This window comes from Nonomuraea sp. NPDC003201 (assembly GCF_053590415.1).
Genome location: NZ_JBSFTC010000038.1, coordinates 1 through 17,465 on the forward strand (window position 1 = coordinate 1; position 17,465 = coordinate 17,465).

The window sequence follows — 17,465 nt, forward strand, 5'->3', positions numbered from 1 at the left end:
ACGTCGCTCGAGAGCTCTTCAAAGCCCTCACCAGCCCAAACGCCGCTAACAACGAGGTTCCCGTTGCTGCTTGACAAACATAGGAGCATCGGAGCCGTTCATTTTGATCGTTTGCCACCAATTTGCCACCAAGACCCTCTGGCATCAGGTGACAGAGATCGGTCCCGATCGACAGCAGGCAGACCTTCGAACGGTGCCAGGCCGAGATCGAGTTGGACGTCGCCTTGAGGTGATCGTGTAGAGCTGATCGTGCCCAGGCGGCGGTGTACCCGCACAGAATGGGCCCATGGCGAAACTCTCCTACGCCGACGCGGCCAAGCTGGTCGGGGGCGAGAGCCCGGTGCTGGAGGCGCTGAACAAGGCCACCGGCGGGCTCCTGCTCACCGCAACGGCGGGCGGAAGCGAGCTCGCGGTCAGCCTGTTCGACGCAAAGGGCGAACTGGCCAGGCTGAGCACCGACCTGGTCACCGGCCTGGCCGACAGATTGCGCGGCTTGCGCAGGTACGAAAGGACCCACCGGCTGGCCGCCGCGCAGAGGGTGCTCGTCCTGACCGCCTACTTCGACGCGGTACGGCAGACCGAACTGCCCTTCGACTCCGCCCAGCTGCGTCTGAGCAGGCCGGTCGAAATGACCGTTGCCACAGGCAATGCGTGGAAAGGCGGCCGTCTCGGCACGCTGGCAGGGATCTTGCTGGATACCGACATCCCCAGCCACTCCCCACGCGATCGCCAGGACACGATGGCCCGTTCGCTGGATCTGTACTACCGCTCGCTCGGCGATGACCTGATCGCCTACCTTGCCGAGCAGCCAATGTGGGCGGCCGCGCCGGAGGCCGCCCGCGAGCGCTTCGCCCAAGTGCTGCGCGAGGAGGTGCCGCACGTGGCGCTGCGCCGGTACAACGAGCTGTTCACCCGCCTGGCCACGGAATTCCCCGAGGTGGCCTACTGGGCCGCGCGGATTGACCACGAGGCGACCAGGAGCGAGGTGCGCGAGCTCGGTATGGGGCTGGCGGACCTAGGCCGCGTGCTCAAGAGCATCGCCACGGGCCGGGCGCCCGACGAACGCAGGCAGGCGCTGACCCGCCGCTACCGCAGGCAGTTGGAGCGGCCGATCGTGGCCACCGGCGACGTACCGGAAGGGCTCGTCATCCCGTCATTGGAGGCCGGCTACGTCAACCCGCGCTACCGGGTGGCTCCGGTGATCCGAGCCGACCGGCTCGATGAGGAGCCCTGGTGGCATGACCACGAGGTCAGGGACGACCTGCAGGACTTCCTCATCAGCCACCTGACGTCCCTGCACGCGGTGGAGGGGCCGCTGATTGTGCTGGGGCAGCCGGGTTCGGGCAAGTCTCTGCTCACCAAGATCCTTTCCGCACGGTTACCCGCCACGGATTTCATGGCCGTGCGCGTCGTGCTGCGGGAGGTGCCGGCCGACACCGACCTGCAGAGTCAGATCGAGCACGCGATCCGCGACGCGACGGGCGAGCAGTTGTCGTGGCCGTCCCTGGTGCGCGCGGCCGGTGACGCGCTCCCCGTCATCATCTTCGACGGATTCGACGAGTTGCTCCAGGCGACGAACATCGGCCAGAGCGACTATCTGGAGCAGGTCGTACGCTTCCAGGAACGGGAGGCCGACCAGGGCAGACCGGTCGCGGTCATCGTCACGAGCCGCACGGCGGTGGCCGACCGGGCGCGGATCCCGCCCGGCGGAGCTGTGGCCGTACGCCTGGAACCCTTCGACGAGCAGCAGGTGAGCTGCTGGCTGGAGGTATGGAACGCCGCCAATGCCGCCTTTTACGACCGCCGCGGCTTGTCGCCGTTGCCGACGGCAGCGGTGCTGCGCCAGCCGGATCTGGCTTCGCAGCCGTTGCTCCTGCTCATGCTCGCGCTCTACGACGCGGGCGACGACGTGCTGCGGATGGAGGGCTCCGAGCTGGGTTCGGCGGAGCTGTACGAGCGCATCCTGGTGCGGTTCGCCGAACGCGAGATCGGCAAGTCCGCGCCAGGCCTGCGAGGGGACGCGCTGCGCTCTGCCGTGGAGCAGGAACTGCTACGCCTGTCGGTGGCAGCGTTCGCGATGTTCAACCGGGGCCGTCAGTGGGCGACCGAGGAGGAGCTGTCCCGTGACCTCACCGCCCTGCTCGGCATCCCTCCTGCGGCTCCGGCCACAAGTTTCGCGGTCCCTTCGACGCAGGGCCAGACGGTCGTCGGCCGGTTCTTCTTCGTCCACCAGGCTCAGGCCATCCGTGCCGGCTCGACACTGACCACCAGCGAGTTCCTGCACGCCACGTTCGGCGAGTTCCTGGTGGCCCGCCTGATCGCCAGAGAACTGGCTGCCCTGTCCGCGGTCAACGAGGTGACTGCGGCGCGCGGCCGGGCGTCCGCGGACGACGCGTTCCTGCGTTCGCTCTTGTCCTTCGCCCCGCTGACCAGCCGCGGCCAGGTCATGGACTTCCTCACGTCGCTCACCCACCACGACGACGGGCTGCGCCGCCTGCTGCTCAGGTTCTTCACCGCCTGCCTCGAACCCGGCAGGGAGCAGGCAAGCGGCGGCTACGAGCCCGCGCAACTGTCCGGCCCCGCCCGATACGCCGCATACTCCGCGAACCTGCTCCTTCTGGTGACGCTGGCCACGCCGAGCGTCACCGGGGGCGAGCTCTTCCCCGCCGAGCGCCATCCGGTGACGGCATGGCGCAGGTGCGCGATGTTGTGGCGTTCGCAGTTCACGGGAGAGCAGTGGCGGGAGCTGGTCACACGGGTGCGAGTGGAGCGGATCTGGCACGAGGACGACCGGGACGTCGTCGTCGGTCTCGGCGCCTGGGACCCGCCGGCGCTGGACATCTACTGGACGCACCACATGGAGCCGGGCCATCCGGCGCGCGGATGGCCCGGCTTGCGGACCATGAGCACAAGGGACCTGCGCCGGGAGAGCTACTTCGTCTGCGATTCCGGGCAGGACGTCGTCTGGCACGCCATCGAGCCCTTCCAGACAGCGCCTACCACGGGCGAGAGCGAAGTCCCGCCTTGGGAGGGAGTCACTCAGTTCGGAGCCGTGGATGGCGGGCACGCCATGTCTCCCGTCCACGCCATGATGAGACTCTGGCTGGTGTCGGGCCGGGCGGTCACGTCCGAGCAGCTGCTGGAGGCCTACGAGACGTGCCTGTTCGCCATCGACGCAAGACGTTCTGGCGAAACCGATCTCTTGAGTGAGTATCTGGCGGCCGTGCTGCGGCAGCTTGCCGCCGACCGAGATCGTCTCCCCGCCGTGGAGCGGGCTCGGCTGCACGATCTCATCGGCCCCGAGCTGCGGTCGCACCCGGCCGTGGACCACTGGACCCGCGAGGCCTTCGGTACGTAGTGCACGCCGACCGGCGGTCGCGTTCCCCGCACACTCGCCGTACGTGCTCCGCCTTCTCCAGCAGGATGGCGGGCGGAGACATCGACCGGTTGCAGGCAGAGCGGCCGACACCCGAGGCGGACCTGCCTGCCTTCGCCGACTGGGGTGCTCATCGCCCCTGCGAAGGGGTCTCAACGCCTGTAAGGTCCTCGACTTGTTTGCCCGGGGATTGTCACCTTTGTGATCAGGAGCATGCTTGGTCGTTGCTCGGCGGGAGTGGCAGCAGGCAGGCCAGTACGGTGGTCAGCGCTCGTTCGACGGCCTCGGCGTCGACCGCCTCGGGATCGGCGATGTGCTCGTTGACCAGGCCGTTGGTCAGGCAGTGCAGGATGAGCGCGGCCTGGTCGAGGTCGACGGCGGGACGGGCGCCGGTACGCTCGGCGACTTCGGCGATCGAGCGGGCGGCTCCTTCGCGCTGGCCGCGGCGCATCGGGGTAAGGATCTCCCTGGTGTGCTCGTCGCGGGCCGCGCGGGCCGCGAACTCCAGGCCGAGGTGCCCGCGGCCGCCGTCTTCCACGATCCGCCGGGTGACCAGTGAGGCCACCCGGCTGATCATCGTGGGCAGGTCGTCCGTCCTCGGCCTTGGCCGCCGGAGGACGTCCGCGGTCGTCGGGTCCGGCTCAGCAGGCGGCACGGCCCGCGTACTGGCCGGGCGCCGCCGGCTACGTCAGTAAGGCGGTGTGGCAGCGGACTCGGAGGGGTGCCCTTACCCCGTCCGGCGGCCACAGCGCGGAGGCGTGCGCGTGGATCAGGTCGTGGAGCCGGTACAGGCCCGGGGCCGGCTCCTGCAGGAGGTGGGCGTTCAGGAGGTGGTCCAGGAGCCGGATCGCCTGGGTGGTGTTCGTGTTCAGGAGGGCAGCGGCGGTGTCGAGGTCGAAGGCCGGGTGGAGGGCCGAGCCCAGGAGCCGGTAGGCCTCTTGCTGGTCGGTGGGCAGGCGTTCGTAGGAGCGGTCGAAGGCGGCGGTGACGCTTTGGTGGCCGGCTGTCAGTTCGGTGAGGCCGTCGGCGGCCAGGCGGTCGAGCAGGTGGTGGGCGTTCCAGGCGGGGCGGGCCTGGAGGCAGGCGGCGGCGATGCGGATGGCCAGGGGGAGGAGGCCGCAGCGGCGTACGATCTCGGCCAGGACGTCCCGAGGCGTGTCCCCGTCGCATCCGGCTGTGCGGGTGAACAGCGTGATCGCCTCTGCCAGAGGCAGGGTGTCCAGGGACAGGATGCGGGCGTTGCCCGGGCAGGTCAGGCGGTGGCGGCTGGTGACGATCACCTGGCAGCCGGGGGTGGCGGGCAGGAGCGGGAGGAGCTGGCGCTCGTCGGCGGCGTCGTCCAGGACGATCAGGAGCCTGCGGCCGGCCAGGACGCTGCGGTACAGCGCGGCGCGGTCGTCCAGGTGCCAAGGGATGTGTTCCGCCGGGACGCCCATGGTGCGGAGTATGCGGGCGAGGGCGGCGTCCGGTTCAACCGGTGCCGTCGCCGGGGCGTGGCCGTGCAGGTCCACGAAGAGCTGCCCGTCGGGGAAGCGAGGGGCGAGGCGGTGGGCGGTGTGTACGGCCAGCACCGTCTTGCCCATCCCGGCCATGCCGTTGACGAAGACGACGCCCTCGTTCGGCTCGGGCATGGTGGTGATGTGGTCCTCCACGATCGCGAGTTCGCGTTCCCGGACGCCCGGCGCGGCGACGTCGGCGGGCAGCTGCCGGGGGATGGTCCACGGCCTCGGGTCAGCCGGGGCCGTGATGGGGCGGTCGGTGGGGTGGCCACGGGCGACCGCGTTCAGGGTCGCCCGTTCCGCACCGTCCAGCTCCAGCGCCTTCGCCAGCTGCAGAACCGAGGTGGTCCGCGGCTGCAACAGTCCGTCGTTCTCCAGCCGACGCACCGTCCTGACATTCAGACCCGCCCGTTCGGCGAGTTGCTCCTGCGTCAGCAGCGCCCGCCGGCGCCACATGCGTAGCAGCGCCCCCAATGACATCCCGGCACCCCCGTCTTCTTTATCGGTCCCGCCCCCGGCGAACAGCCACGACCATCGAAACCGCGTCCCGGCTGTTCAGGCCACTGGTCGGACGGCATTGGACGGAATCGGACGGAGCGGATGAATCCGGCTATCCGCGCAAACGTGATTGAGGGCGTGCGGGCGATTGGCGAGAATTAGCGCCATGGGCGAGCGAGGCGGGGGCGGCCGATCCCACGACGTGTGCCCTTACCAAGGTCTGGTGCCGTTCGAGGGCGCGAAGGCCGAGCTGTTCTTCGGGCGTACGCGGGCGACCCGCAGCCTCCTGGATCGCCTGGAGAGGCGGCTGGCGCGGCACGGAACCATCCTGCTGGTCTCGGGCGCCTCGGGGGTGGGCAAGTCGTCGCTGCTGCGGGCGGGGCTGATGCCGGCGCTGGCGGAGGGGATGTTGCCGCTGGCCGGGTCGCAGAACTGGCCGCGCCTGCTGGTGACGCCGAGCGCGAAGCCGTTCGGCGCGCTCGCGGGGGTGTGGGTGGGGGAGTTCGGCGGGCTGGTCGAGACCGTGGCCGAGCGATTACGGGAGGATCCGGGGGAGGTCGTCGCGGGAGCCGGGCGGTTCGTGCTGGTGGTCGACCAGTTCGAGGAGCTGTTCACCCTGGTGGGCGACGAGCGGGAGCGACAGGCGTTCGTACGGGCCCTGCACGCCCTGGCCGAGGGCGCGGACGGCGGCGGGGTGATCGTCGGGGTACGCGCCGACTACTGGGACCGGTGCGCCGCCTACCCCCAGTTCGCCGAGGCGATCCAGGACGGTCAGGTCATCGTCGAGCCGATGACGGAGCCGGACCTGCGGCTGGCCATCACCGGTCCGGCGGCCGCGGCGGGCCTGGAGCTCGAACAGGGGCTGGTGGAGATCATCCTGGCGGAGCTGCGCGCCGGCGACCGGTACGAGGCCGGCGCCCTGCCCCTGCTCTCCCAGGCCCTGCGCAACACCTGGGAGCGGCGCGAGAAGGACACCCTGACAGTTCGGGGGTACGAGGACTCCGGCCGGGTACGCGACTCCGTACGACGTACGGCCGACGAGGCCCTCGACGGGCTGCGGCCGGACGATCGCAAGGCCGCGCTCAGGTTCTTCCGGCGGATGACGACGATCACCGCGGGCGGCCGCGTGGCGCGGCGCCGGGCGACGCTGGCCGAGCTGCACGCCGCCGCGTCGGCGCGTTCGGCGGAGGACCTGGAGCGGACGGCGGCGCTGCTGTCCGCGTTCGCCGACCGGCGCCTGCTCACCCTGCACGAGGACAGCGTCGAGATCGCCCACGACGCGCTCCTGACGGCCTGGCCCACCCTGCGGCAGTGGCTCGAACCGGACCTCGCCGCGCAGACGGTGTACGACGGGCTCCTGGAGGCCGCCGCCCAGTGGGCGGAGAACCACCGCGACCCGGCTTTTCTCTACCGGGGGCCCCGGCTGCTGGCGGTCCAGGACAGCCGGCCCCGCTGGGAGCGCGACCCCGACAGCTTCCCCCCGCCCGGCGCCACCGTAGAGAGCTTCGTCGCGGCCTCCACGCGGGAGGCGCGGCGGGTGACCCGGCGCCGCCGGCTCGTCATGTCGGGTCTGGCAGCGCTGTCGGTCCTCGCCCTCGCCGCGGCCGGCACCGCCGTCAACGCGGCGGCCGACGCGAACTGGCAACGCGGTCTGGCCAGCTCCCGCCAGCTGGCGGCGCAGAGCGAGGTCACCGGCGACACCGCCCTGGCCTCGATGCTCGCCGTGGCGGCGTGGCGGATCGCGCACACCAACGAGGCCAGGAACCGGGTGCTGACCGCGGCGACCCGTACCGGCAGGGGGACGCTCACCGGGCACCAGCGGGGCGTCACCGCGGTGGCGTTCAGCCCCGACGGCGCGACCATCGCGACGGGGGGCGACGACGGGACGGCGCGGTTGTGGGACACGGCGACGCGGCGGCAGCTCGGCGCCCCGATCACCCGGGCGAAGTACGACTGTTCGAGCGTGAAGCTGGCTGTCAGCCCCGACGGCCGGACGCTGGCCACGGCGTGCCTCGACAGCGTCCGGTTCTACGACGTGGTCACCCGTCGCGAGCTGGGCGCCCAGGTGAAGGCCGAGGGGGTCGTGGCGGCGCTCGCGTTCAACCCGGACGGGAGAACGCTGGCGACCGGCGACAGCAAAGGCGTGGTCCAGCAGTGGGATGTGGCCACGCGCCTCCCGCACGGGGCTCCCATGGGCCGTCCGGACGAGAGGCACGCCATCCACGGGGTGACGTACAGCAGGGACGGGAAGATCCTGGTCACCGCCGGGGAGGACAAGACCGCGCGGCTCTGGGACACCGCCACGTCCCGCCAGCTCGGCGCCCCCTTCACGGGGCACACGCAGGCCCTCGGCGACGTGGCGCTCAGCCCGGACGGGTCGACCCTGGCCACCGTGAGCTGGGACCGTACCGGCCGGGTGTGGGACGTGGCCACGCGCAAGCCGAAGGGGATGCTCAAGGACCGCACGGCCGGTTACTACTCGGTCGCCTTCAGCCCGGACGGCACGCGGATCGCGACCGGCGGGGACAGCGGCCGCACCGTGGTGTGGGACACGGCCAGCCGGCAGCAGCTGTTCGCGCTCTGGGACAACTACGCCAGTGTCGACGACATCGCGTTCAGCCCGGACGGGAACGTGCTGGCCGCCGCCAGCAATGACGGCGTGGTCCGGCTGGCCGACCCGCAGGTCCTCCAGCAGAAGGGGACCCGCGTGCCGGCGCTGGGGGCCGTCGCGCTGAGCCCGGACGGGCGGATTCTGGCCACCGGCGTCGCCGACGAGAAGAGCCCCGACCTCCAGATGTGGGACGCGGCCACCCAGCGTCCTCTCGGCCCGCCGCTGCATCCCGAGGGCGCCCGCCGTGCGGCGGCGTACCGGGTGCAGTTCACTCCCGACGGGCGCACACTCCTGTCGGAGGGCTCGGACGGGATACGGCTCTGGGACGTCGCGAGCCGCCGCGAGGTCGCGCACGAGAAGTCGCTCGGGAGAGCCAGGATCAGCTCCGACGGCAGGTTCGTCGCCGCACAGCGGGACAAGTCCATCGTGTTCTGGGACATCGCGAGCCGCAGGGAGACCGGAGCGCGCATCACCGTACGCGACGGCACCGACGTCATCACGGCGATGACGATCAGCCCCGACGGCACGATCGTGGCGACCGCGGGCTTCGACAACCGGATCCGGCTCTTCGACGTCGCCACCGGCCGGGAGCTGCCCGGCCCGACGTTCACGGCTCACGGCGGATTCGTCAACGACCTGGCCTTCAGCCCCGACGGGCAGCGGCTGGCCGTCACGGCCTACGACAACAGCGTGCGCCTGTGGGACGTGCCGCACCGCCGTGCGGTCGGCATCGGCCTGATCGCCGAGGAGGGCATGACGACCTCGCTCGCCTTCAGCCCTGACGGGAAGGTCCTCGCCACCGGACTCACCAACGGTGAGGTGCAACTCTGGGACCTGCTGACCTACCGGCGGCTCGGCCCCGCGATGAAAGGCCACACCAAGGGCGTGACCGACCTCGTCTACAGCAACGACGGGACGACGGTCGCCACGGCCTCGGGAGACAGGACCGCGCGGCTGTGGAACGTCCGCACACCCCCCGACCTGGTGGCCGCGGCGTGTGCCAACGCGGGCCGCTCCCTCACCCGAGAGGAGTGGGAGAATCTCGTGCCCCAGGAGGAGTACCGCCAGACGTGCCCCTGACCCTGGACCCGACCACGGAGAGAACAAGGATGTTCCTGCGAGGCTTACGGCGGCGGACAGGCAGGCCCGTCCCGGAACTGGTCGCGTTGTTCCGTTCGATCGTCGAGGGCGGCCGCGACTTCCACCCGATCGCGTCCGACTTCCTGGAGCACTTCATGGACGGCGCGGGCGCGTCGAGGACGATGTCACTGCGGTGGTTGCGCTCGTTCAAAGTGATCAAGAAGGCCGAGCGCAAGAATCAGCGCCGGTTCGAACGGCAGCTCGCCCGCACGGCGCGGCAGCTGCGGGAGGGGGAGTCGAGCTGGTTGCACGACTACTGGGACGTGCGGATCAACGCCTTCATCGGTACGGAGCTGTTCTACGTCAGCAGGATGAGCCTGCTGCGCTCGCAGGGGTCGTTCGTGCTGACCAGGGACGGACCGGAGGTACGCGTGTCCGGCACGGTTCGCCACCGCTGGTTCGACCCCTACGACTGGGACCGCGGCCGCTGGGTGTACATCCCCCGGCACGGGTTCGTGCCCATCGCGGTCGGCCGTGACCTGGTGGAGGCCGACGAGGCCCGCAACTTCCTGATGGAGTCGCGCCACGTGCAGACGCTGGAGGGCCGGTGCCTGGAGGGCCGGTGGCCGCGGCGCGGCAGGGACGAGTTCGGCTGGGCGCTGGTGCGGGCGGGAGAGGAATGATCGAGGAGCGTCCCCGTCCGCCCGACCCCGCCGAGGCGGTCAGCACGGCCGACTTCGTACGGTCGCTGGCCCGGCTCAAGCAGTGGGCGGGCGAGCCGTCCCTGAGCAAGCTGCGTTCGCTCGGCGGCCAGGCGACGGCCACGGACGGCGCCACGGTCGACGCGTTGCCGAAGAGCACGGTCTCGCACGTCCTTCGGCAGGAGGACCGGCTGCCGCGGTGGGATTTCGTCCGGGCCTTCGTCACCGCCTGCTTCCACTACTGCGACTATCCGGCCGAGCTGATCCCCGGCGAGCTCGAACGCTGGCGGGCGGCCAGGACGGCCCTGGCGAGACCGTCCGCCCCCGTCCCCGAGCCGCCGGCGACGCCGGCCGTCTCCACGCCCGATCCCGCCGTCGAGCTGCTGACCCGCCGCGTGGTCCGCGAGGAGGACCGGGCGCGCAAGGGGCTGCTCGGCGGCTACAACCTCGCGGCGCTCTCCTTCAGCCTGTACGGCGACACCGGCGAGACCGAGTGCGACCTGCACACGATCGGCCGGTTCTTCGGCGACCTGGGCCTGCGGCGCCTGCTGGTCGTGGGCGAGTCGGGGGCCGGCAAGACGGTGCTGGCGATCGAGCTGGTGCTGCAACTGCTGGAGCCCGTGCTCGCCGCCGGCGGCCGGCTCGACCAGGGGCAACTGGTGCCGGTACGGCTGAGCGCGGCCCGCTGGACCCTCGGCAGGCCGTTCGAGGCCTGGCTGGCCGAGCAACTGGCGCAGGACTTCGGGCTCGCGGCCAGGGACGCGCAACGGCTGGTACGCGATCGCCGGGTGCTGCCGGTGGTGGACGGGCTGGACGAGCTGGACCCCGAGCCGGCGTCGGGCCCGCCGCGCCGGGCGATCGGGCTGCTGGCCGAGCTCAACCGCTACAGCGACCTGTCCGGCCGGCGACCGGGCGCGGTCGTCGTGACCTGCCGCGCCGACCGTCACGCCGAACTGCGCGAGGCCGGGGCCGGGCTCGACAACGCCGCCAGGATCCACCTGCACAACCTGACCGGCCGGCAGATCGGCGCGTACCTGCGCACCCGCTGGCCGGACGGGCACTCCTGCGGCGTGCACCGCGAGGCCATCCACGGGGCGCTGTCCGGGCCGGCGGGCAAGGCCGTGCACGCCGCTCTCGCCACGCCCTGGCGGCTGGTGCTGACCGTGACCGCCGTGGAGTCCGGCGCCGATCCCGCCGGGCTGCTCCGCGTGGATCCGGGGCTCGACACCGGTGAAGGGGTGGCGCGGATCGTCAGGAGGCTGCTGGAGGCGTACGTGCCGGCGGCGACCGTGCTGACGCCCCGTACCGCCCACGGGGCTCCGTACCAGGCGGAACAGGTGCGGTCGTGGCTCGTGCACCTGGCCGCCCACCTGCGCTGGCAGGCCGCCCGGGGCGCGGAGGTGGACCGGCCGCCGCCTGGCCTGACGGCGATCGACATCGTTCCGCACCTGCTGTGGCCGATCGGCGGCCGGCGGCGGGTCTGGGCGCTGCACTGCCTGGTCTGCGCGCTCTTCGCGGTCATCGCGATGCTGGCGTACTGGACGGGGTCGGCGGCCGACGATGCTGGAGCCGGCCCTGAGCGGCTGCTTACCCTGACGCTGATGGCGGGCTGGGTGGCGATCGCCACCGGCCTGTCGTTGTCGCCCTGGCCGGCCGCCGCCGGTGGGCGCAGCGAGGTCCCCCGCCGGCGGCGCGTGATCGGCGGCCTGCTGGGCGCCCTGGCGGGCACGCCCGTCGGGGTGCTCGGCGGCCTGGCCGGACTCGTGCTGACCGGGGGGAAGGTCTTCGGGCCCGGCTTCGCCGTCACCGCGGGCGGCACCGGAGGGCTGGTGCTGGGCGCGGTCATCGGGCTGACCGCGGCAGGGCAGCGGGGCGCCGAGCGGATGACCGTCCTCGAGGTGCTCCACGCCGAGCCCATCACGCTGCTGGGCTTCGGGGTGTGCGGCGCGATCATCGGGCTGGTGCCGCTGCGGCTGGCCCACGCCGGCCCGCTGCCGCTGGCCGTGGGGCTCGCCGGGACCTTCGCCCTCGCCTTCACGCTGGGGGTCGTCTTCAAGATCGCTACCGGGGGCTGGAGCAGGGATGCCGAGCTGGCCCACCCGCGGGAGGCACTGCACCGCAACCCGACGATCGGGCTGGCCTTCGGCCTCACTGGCGGCGTCGGCGCCTTCCTCGTGTTCGTCATGAACACCGGCGTCGTGGAGGCGCTGGTGTGCGCGCTCGTCGGCGGCGTGACCTTCGGGCTGTCCTTCGGGGCGATCGCCTGGGCCCGTACGATGATCGGGCTGGTCGTCGCGGCCATGCGCGGCCTGCTGCCGCTGCGGTTGTGGGCCTTTCTCGACTGGGCCTGCGAGGCCCGGCTGCTGCGGGTCAGCGGCGCCACGTACCAGTTCCGGCACCGGGAGCTCCAGGACTTCCTGACCCCCTCCGACGGTGACCGGTGAGCTCAGGGCCGCTCGGCTGCGTGAGGCTCGCCCGGGCGGGCGTCAAAGCTCGCTGCGCCGCCACTGCTCGATCTCGTCCTCCAGCGCCTGCTCATTCAGCATCGGGACGAACACGTTGGTCGCCCATGCACTGAACAACCGCACGAAATCGGGGTCCTCGTCGTTCGCCTCGCCGTTGACGTGGAACCACGAGATCAGTGGGGCGGCGTGCGGATCCTGCGCGTCGCAGTCCGAGCACAGCACCACCCCGGTGTAGCCCTCCACCCGCGTGCCGACGGCGTTGTACCAGCCGTTCGGCACGCGGGCGTACAGCAACCCCTCGCGGCCGCAGCGGGGGCACTCCGGCGCGTCGTCGGAGCTGATGACCTCGATCCGCCGGTTCAGAGCGACAGTGCTTCCGGACCGAGCAGCGCCTTGATATCGGCGGCGAAGCTCGGTTCGGCGTTGACCGGCCACTCCGGTAGCGACATCACCATGACCTTGCCCGCCGGCCGCCGCAGGTTGATGTGCAGCGGTACGCGGCCCTGGTGCATCTTGAGCACCTGGCGCAGTTCGTCCAGCAGGGTCGGAGTGATGCGTTCTTCCCGCAGGAGAAGCGTGATCGGGGCGCCGGACTCGCTGTTGACGCCGGACACGTCGATGAGGGCCATCTCCTGGGCGAAGACCGAGATGGCGCCGTCCCGGTTGTTGATCTGGCCCTTCACCGACACCACGATGTCCGGCCGCAGCTCCGGCCCGTACAGCTCGTAGTTACGGGGGAAGAACAGGCATTCGACGGCGGCGTCCATGTCCTCGACCGTGAGGATGGCCCACGTGTTGCCTGCCTTGTTGACCCGCCGGTCCACCTTGGTGACCAGGCCGGACACCTGGACGTCGCCGCGGTCGTCGCGGCCGCTGTCCAGCAGGTCGGCGATCGTGGTGTCCCGGTTCCTGGCCAGGAGGCGTTCGGTGCCGGCCAGCGGATGATCGGACACGTACAGGCCGAGCATCTCCCGCTCGAAGTCGAGCTTGGTCTTCTTGTCCCACTCGCCTTCGGGGACGGCGATCGTGAACGCCGCGTCGTCGCCGGTGTCGTCCATCCCGCCGAACAGCGAGTCCTGGCCGTGCGCCTCGTTCTTCTTGATGTCGATGACGGACTCGACGGCCTGCTCGTGGATCATGAGCAGGCCCTTGCGCGGATGTTCGAGGGAGTCGTACGCGCCCGCCTTGATCAGCGATTCGATGACGCGCTTGTTGCAGGCGGTGAGCGGCACCTTGCCGAGGAAGTCGTTGAAGTCGGTGAAGCGGCCCTTCTCCTTGCGGGCCTTCACGATCCCTTCGACGACGTTCTCCCCGACGTTGCGGACCGCGCCCATCCCGAACCGGACCTGCGTGTCCCCGACCGCGACGAAGTCGAGCTGGGAGTCGTTGACGTCGGGCGGGAGCACCTGGATGCCCATCTTGCGGCACTCGGCCAGGTAGACGGCCGCCTTGTCCTTGTCGTCACCCACCGACGTGAGCAGGGCGGCCATGTACTCGGCGGGGTAGTTGGCCTTCAGGTACGCGGTCCAGTAGGCGACCAGACCGTAGCCGGCGGTGTGGGACTTGTTGAACGCGTACCCGGAGAAGGGCAGCATGACGTCCCACAGCGCCTGGATCGCCTCGTCGCTGTAGCCGTTGCCGCGCATGCCGGCCTGGAAGTTGGCGAACTCGGCGTCCAGGATCTCCTTCTTCTTCTTACCCATGGCGCGGCGCAGCAGGTCGGCGCCGCCGAGGGTGTAGCCGGCCAGCTCGCGGGCGACGGCCATGATCTGCTCCTGGTAGACGAGCAGATGGAAGGTGGGGCCGAGGATGGGTTCGAGCGCTTCCTTGAGCTCCGGGTGGATCGGCTCGATGTCCTGGCGGCCGTTCTTGCGGTGGGCGTAGTTGGTGTGCGCGTTGGCCGCCATCGGGCCCGGCCGGTACAGGGCGAGCACGGCGGCGATGTCCTCGAACCGGGTCGGTTCCATCAGCTTCAGCAGCGACCGCATGGGGCCGCCGTCGAGCTGGAACACGCCGAGCGTGTCGCCGCGGGCCAGGAGCTGGTAGGTCTTGGCGTTGTCGAGCGGCATCGTCAGGGTGTCGAGCTCGACGCCCCGGTTCTGCTTGATGATCTTGATGGCGTGGTCGATGATGCCCAGGTTCCGCAGTCCCAGGAAGTCCATCTTGACCAGGCCCATGTCCTCACAGGACGGGTAGTCGAATCCTGTGATGACCACGCCGTCCTTGTCCCGCATGTGCATGGGGATGAGGTCCAGCAGCGGGGTCGAGGACAGGATGACCGCGGCGGCGTGCACGCCGGTGCCGCGGATCAGCCCTTCGATGCCGCGGCCGGTGTCGATGACCTTCTTGACATCGGGGTCGTTCTCGTACAGGGCGCGCAGCTCGGTGCCCTCGTTGTAGCGGGGGTGGCTCTCGTTGAAGATGTCCGCGAGGGGGACGCCCTTGCCCATGACGTCCGGCGGCATCGCCTTGGTGATCTTGTCACCCATCGCGAACGGATAGCCGAGAATCCGGCTCGAGTCCTTGACGGCGGCCTTGGCCTTGATCGTGCCGAACGTGTTGACCTGCGCGGTGAACTCACTGCCGTACTTCTGGGTGACGTAGGCCACCATGCGATCGCGCTGGCGGTCGTCGAAGTCGAGGTCGACGTCCGGCGGGTTGATCCGCTCAGGGTTGAGGAACCGCTCGAACAGCAGGCCGTGCTCCAGCGGGTCGAGCTCGGTGATGCGGGTGGCGTACGCCACGATCGAGCCGGTCGCCGATCCACGGCCGGGCCCGACCGGGATGCCGTTGTCACGGGCGTACTTGCAGATGTCGGCCACGACGAGGAAGTACGAGGAGAACCCCATCGGACCGATGACCTTCATCTCGGTCTCGTACCGCTCCATCACCTCGGCCGGAATCGGGGTGCCGTACCGCATCTCCAGGCCGCGCTCGCATTCCTTGCGCAGCCACGACTCCTGGGTCTCCCCCTCGGGCACGTCCGGATAGTCGGGCATCCGGTCCACCTGGGCGAACACGTCGCCGTAGTCGCCGATCATCTCGGCCACGAGCAGCGTGTTGTCACATGCCTCGGGCAGTTCCGGGAACAGGGCGTACATCTCGTCGGCGGGCTTGAGGTAGTAGCCGGATCCGTTGAACCGGAACCGGTTCGGGTCGTCCTTGTTCTTGCCCACGCCGACGCACAGGAGGCTGTCGTGGGCGTCGGCCTGGTCCTCGGTCACGTAGTGGGAGTCGTTGGTGGCCAGCAGCGGAATGTCGAGCTGCTTGGCCAACCTGAGCAGGTCCTCGCGGACCTCCCGCTCGATGCTGATGCCGTGGTCCATGAGCTCCAGGAAGTAGTTCTCCTTACCGAAGATCTCCTGGTACTCGCCGGCGACCTTGACGGCTTCGTCGTACTGGCCCAGCCGGATCCGGGTCTGCACCGCGCCGGACGGGCAGCCGGTCGTGGCGATGATCCCGGTCGCATACTGCGAGATCAGGTCCTGATCCATGCGCGGCTTGGAGTAGTAGCCCTCGAACGACGCCAGGGACGACAGCCGGAACAGGTTGCGTAGCCCGTTAGCGTCCTTGGCCCACATGGTCATGTGGGTGAACCGGCCACCGCCGGAGACGTCCTTGCCACCCTCGCCGTCCGCCACGCCGGTCTCAGCCCGCTGCCCCCAGAACACCGGCTTCTTCACGAACCGGCTGTGCGGGGCCACATACGCTTCGATCCCGATGATCGGTTTGACCGGTGAGCCCGACGCGACCTTCTGGAACTCGTACGCACCGAACATGTTGCCGTGGTCGCTCATGGCGATCGCCGGCATGTCCAATCGTTCGGCTTCTTTGAACAGCGGCTTCAGCTTGGCCGCCCCGTCCAGCATGCTGTACTCGGTGTGGACGTGCAGATGCACGAACGACTTGCTCACCCGTTCCCCCAACTTCGCATCGGCCCGGATCCTCGCATGAGCCTATTCCGTCTCGCGAGGCTCATGGGGCATCGCGCCCGGAGGGCGGGAAGGTTGTTGCCAGGCTGTTGTTGACGCTGCGTGAAGGACATGCCACACCGACCGTGAGCTGGGGAAACGCCCGCATCTTCCGTCCATACCCGCTGTTCGGCAGAGTCGAACATATGAGCGAGCTGTGCAGCCCGACCACCTCCGATACGGCGAGTCTGCGTTCACCGACTGTGCCCGCGGCCTAGGCTCCAAGCGCGGCCCGGCTCGGGCGGCAGATCCCCCCGGCCTTGGCTACACGGATTGTCCAGCCGATCCACAGGACAGTCGCTGCGGGAGAGACGAATGGAGTGGTTGGTCTCGCTGCTCGGGGCCGCGCTCATCATGGCCGCCCTACGGGACCTGTTCCACACACTCTGGCACCCCACCCGCCACGGAGGACTGAGCCGGCTCGTCATGGGGGCGTTGTGGAAACTGGCCCGGCATCTCCGAGCGCGCAGGCGCGTTGTGGGGCTCGTCGGTCCGCTCGCCATGGCGACGGTGGTCGGCATGTGGGCCGTCACCATCATCCTGGGCTGGGCCATCGTCTACTGGCCCCACATGCCGGAGGCGTTCGCCTTCGCACCCGGTTCCGGGCTGTCGCAGGAGCCGGCACTCCTCGACTCCGTCTACCTGTCGCTCGTCATGGTCGCCACCCTCGGGCTCGGGGACATCGTGCCTGTCGCGGGCTGGCTCCGCGTGGTCTCGCCCCTGGAAGCCCTCGTCGGCTTCGTCCTCCTGACGGCCACCGTCTCCTGGGTGCTGGAGATCTATCCGACGCTGACCCGCCGGCGGGTGCTCGCGATCCGGTTGGCGCTGCTGCACCGCTCGGACCCGTCCATGCGGCAGCTCGACTGCGCTGCGGGTGCGTCATTGCTGGGCAGCCTGGCCACCGAGGTGGTACGTGTCCGTATCGACTTCACCCAGTACGCGGAGGCCTACTACTTCCATGACGGTGAGGACCACTCGTCCCTGGCGGCCACGATCGGCTATGCCACTCGCCTCGCCCGGCGCGGGCAGGCAGCCCGACGGGCAGATGTGCGCCTGACGGCCGACCTGCTCGCCGGCGCGTTGGAAGACCTCGCCACCATCCTTGACCAGCGTTTCCTCCACACGAATGGAACACCCGCTGAGGTGTTCGCCGCGTACGCGGCCGACCACGGTCGCGTCCTCACCGGGGCCTGAGCGCTGCTCATCCCCTCGGTACGGCGACCCGCTCGGCAACGCCTCCAGCACGGGTGTGCCGGACTCGGGT

9 protein-coding genes are annotated in these 17,465 nt (G+C 70.2%); 5 read left to right on the plus strand and 4 right to left on the minus strand.

Translation table 11 applies throughout. The features are described 5' to 3' along the window. Nucleotides 1-286 precede the first annotated feature (286 nt). Complete coding sequence (locus ACWDX9_RS16970; protein WP_449954473.1) at nt 287-3,358, plus strand: NACHT domain-containing protein; 3,072 nt, start codon at nt 287-289, stop codon at nt 3,356-3,358. Between the two features lie 223 nt (nt 3,359-3,581). Here ACWDX9_RS16970 and ACWDX9_RS16975 read toward each other — a convergent pair whose 3' ends face one another. Beyond that, entirely contained in the window at nt 3,582-4,031 is a 450-nt protein-coding gene (locus ACWDX9_RS16975) for a TetR family transcriptional regulator C-terminal domain-containing protein (RefSeq protein WP_449954475.1), read from the minus strand. Nucleotides 4,032-4,059: 28 nt separating this feature from the next. Then, nucleotides 4,060-5,355, minus strand: coding sequence for an NB-ARC domain-containing protein (locus ACWDX9_RS16980; protein WP_449954477.1), 1,296 nt, complete (start codon nt 5,353-5,355; stop codon nt 4,060-4,062). A 184-nt stretch (nt 5,356-5,539) separates the two neighbouring features. Here ACWDX9_RS16980 and ACWDX9_RS16985 point away from each other — a divergent pair, with 184 nt between their 5' ends. The 3 genes from ACWDX9_RS16985 to ACWDX9_RS16995 are packed head-to-tail and all read left to right on the plus strand — an operon-like array spanning nt 5,540 to nt 12,209. Further along, nucleotides 5,540-9,064, plus strand: a complete 3,525-nt coding sequence (locus tag ACWDX9_RS16985) for an nSTAND1 domain-containing NTPase (RefSeq protein ID WP_449954479.1) — start codon at nt 5,540-5,542, stop codon at nt 9,062-9,064. A gap of 29 nt (nt 9,065-9,093) precedes the next feature. Further along, nucleotides 9,094-9,747 carry a hypothetical protein gene (locus tag ACWDX9_RS16990; RefSeq protein ID WP_449954482.1) on the plus strand — a complete coding sequence of 218 codons (654 nt, stop codon included), beginning with the start codon at nt 9,094-9,096 and terminating at the stop codon, nt 9,745-9,747. After that, nucleotides 9,744-12,209, plus strand: coding sequence for an NACHT domain-containing protein (locus ACWDX9_RS16995; protein WP_449954485.1), 2,466 nt, complete (start codon nt 9,744-9,746; stop codon nt 12,207-12,209). Before ACWDX9_RS16990 ends, ACWDX9_RS16995 begins: the two co-directional genes overlap by 4 nt. Before the next feature lie 42 nt (nt 12,210-12,251). Here the strand turns inward: ACWDX9_RS16995 and ACWDX9_RS17000 are convergent, their stop codons facing one another. Continuing rightward, nucleotides 12,252-12,665 (minus strand): DUF6300 family protein, encoded by a 414-nt coding sequence (locus ACWDX9_RS17000; RefSeq protein WP_449954488.1) that lies wholly within the window; start codon nt 12,663-12,665, stop codon nt 12,252-12,254. After that, nucleotides 12,590-16,144, minus strand: coding sequence for a DNA polymerase III subunit alpha (gene dnaE / locus ACWDX9_RS17005; RefSeq protein WP_449954490.1), 3,555 nt, complete (start codon nt 16,142-16,144; stop codon nt 12,590-12,592). Before dnaE ends, ACWDX9_RS17000 begins: the two co-directional genes overlap by 76 nt. 372 nt (nt 16,145-16,516) lie before the next feature. On the opposite strand from dnaE, the gene ACWDX9_RS17010 reads away from it, so the two are divergent. After that, nucleotides 16,517-17,395: a potassium channel family protein gene (locus tag ACWDX9_RS17010; RefSeq protein ID WP_449954493.1), complete on the plus strand. Its 879-nt coding sequence runs from the start codon at nt 16,517-16,519 to the stop codon at nt 17,393-17,395. The last annotated feature ends 70 nt before the right edge of the window (nt 17,396-17,465 follow it).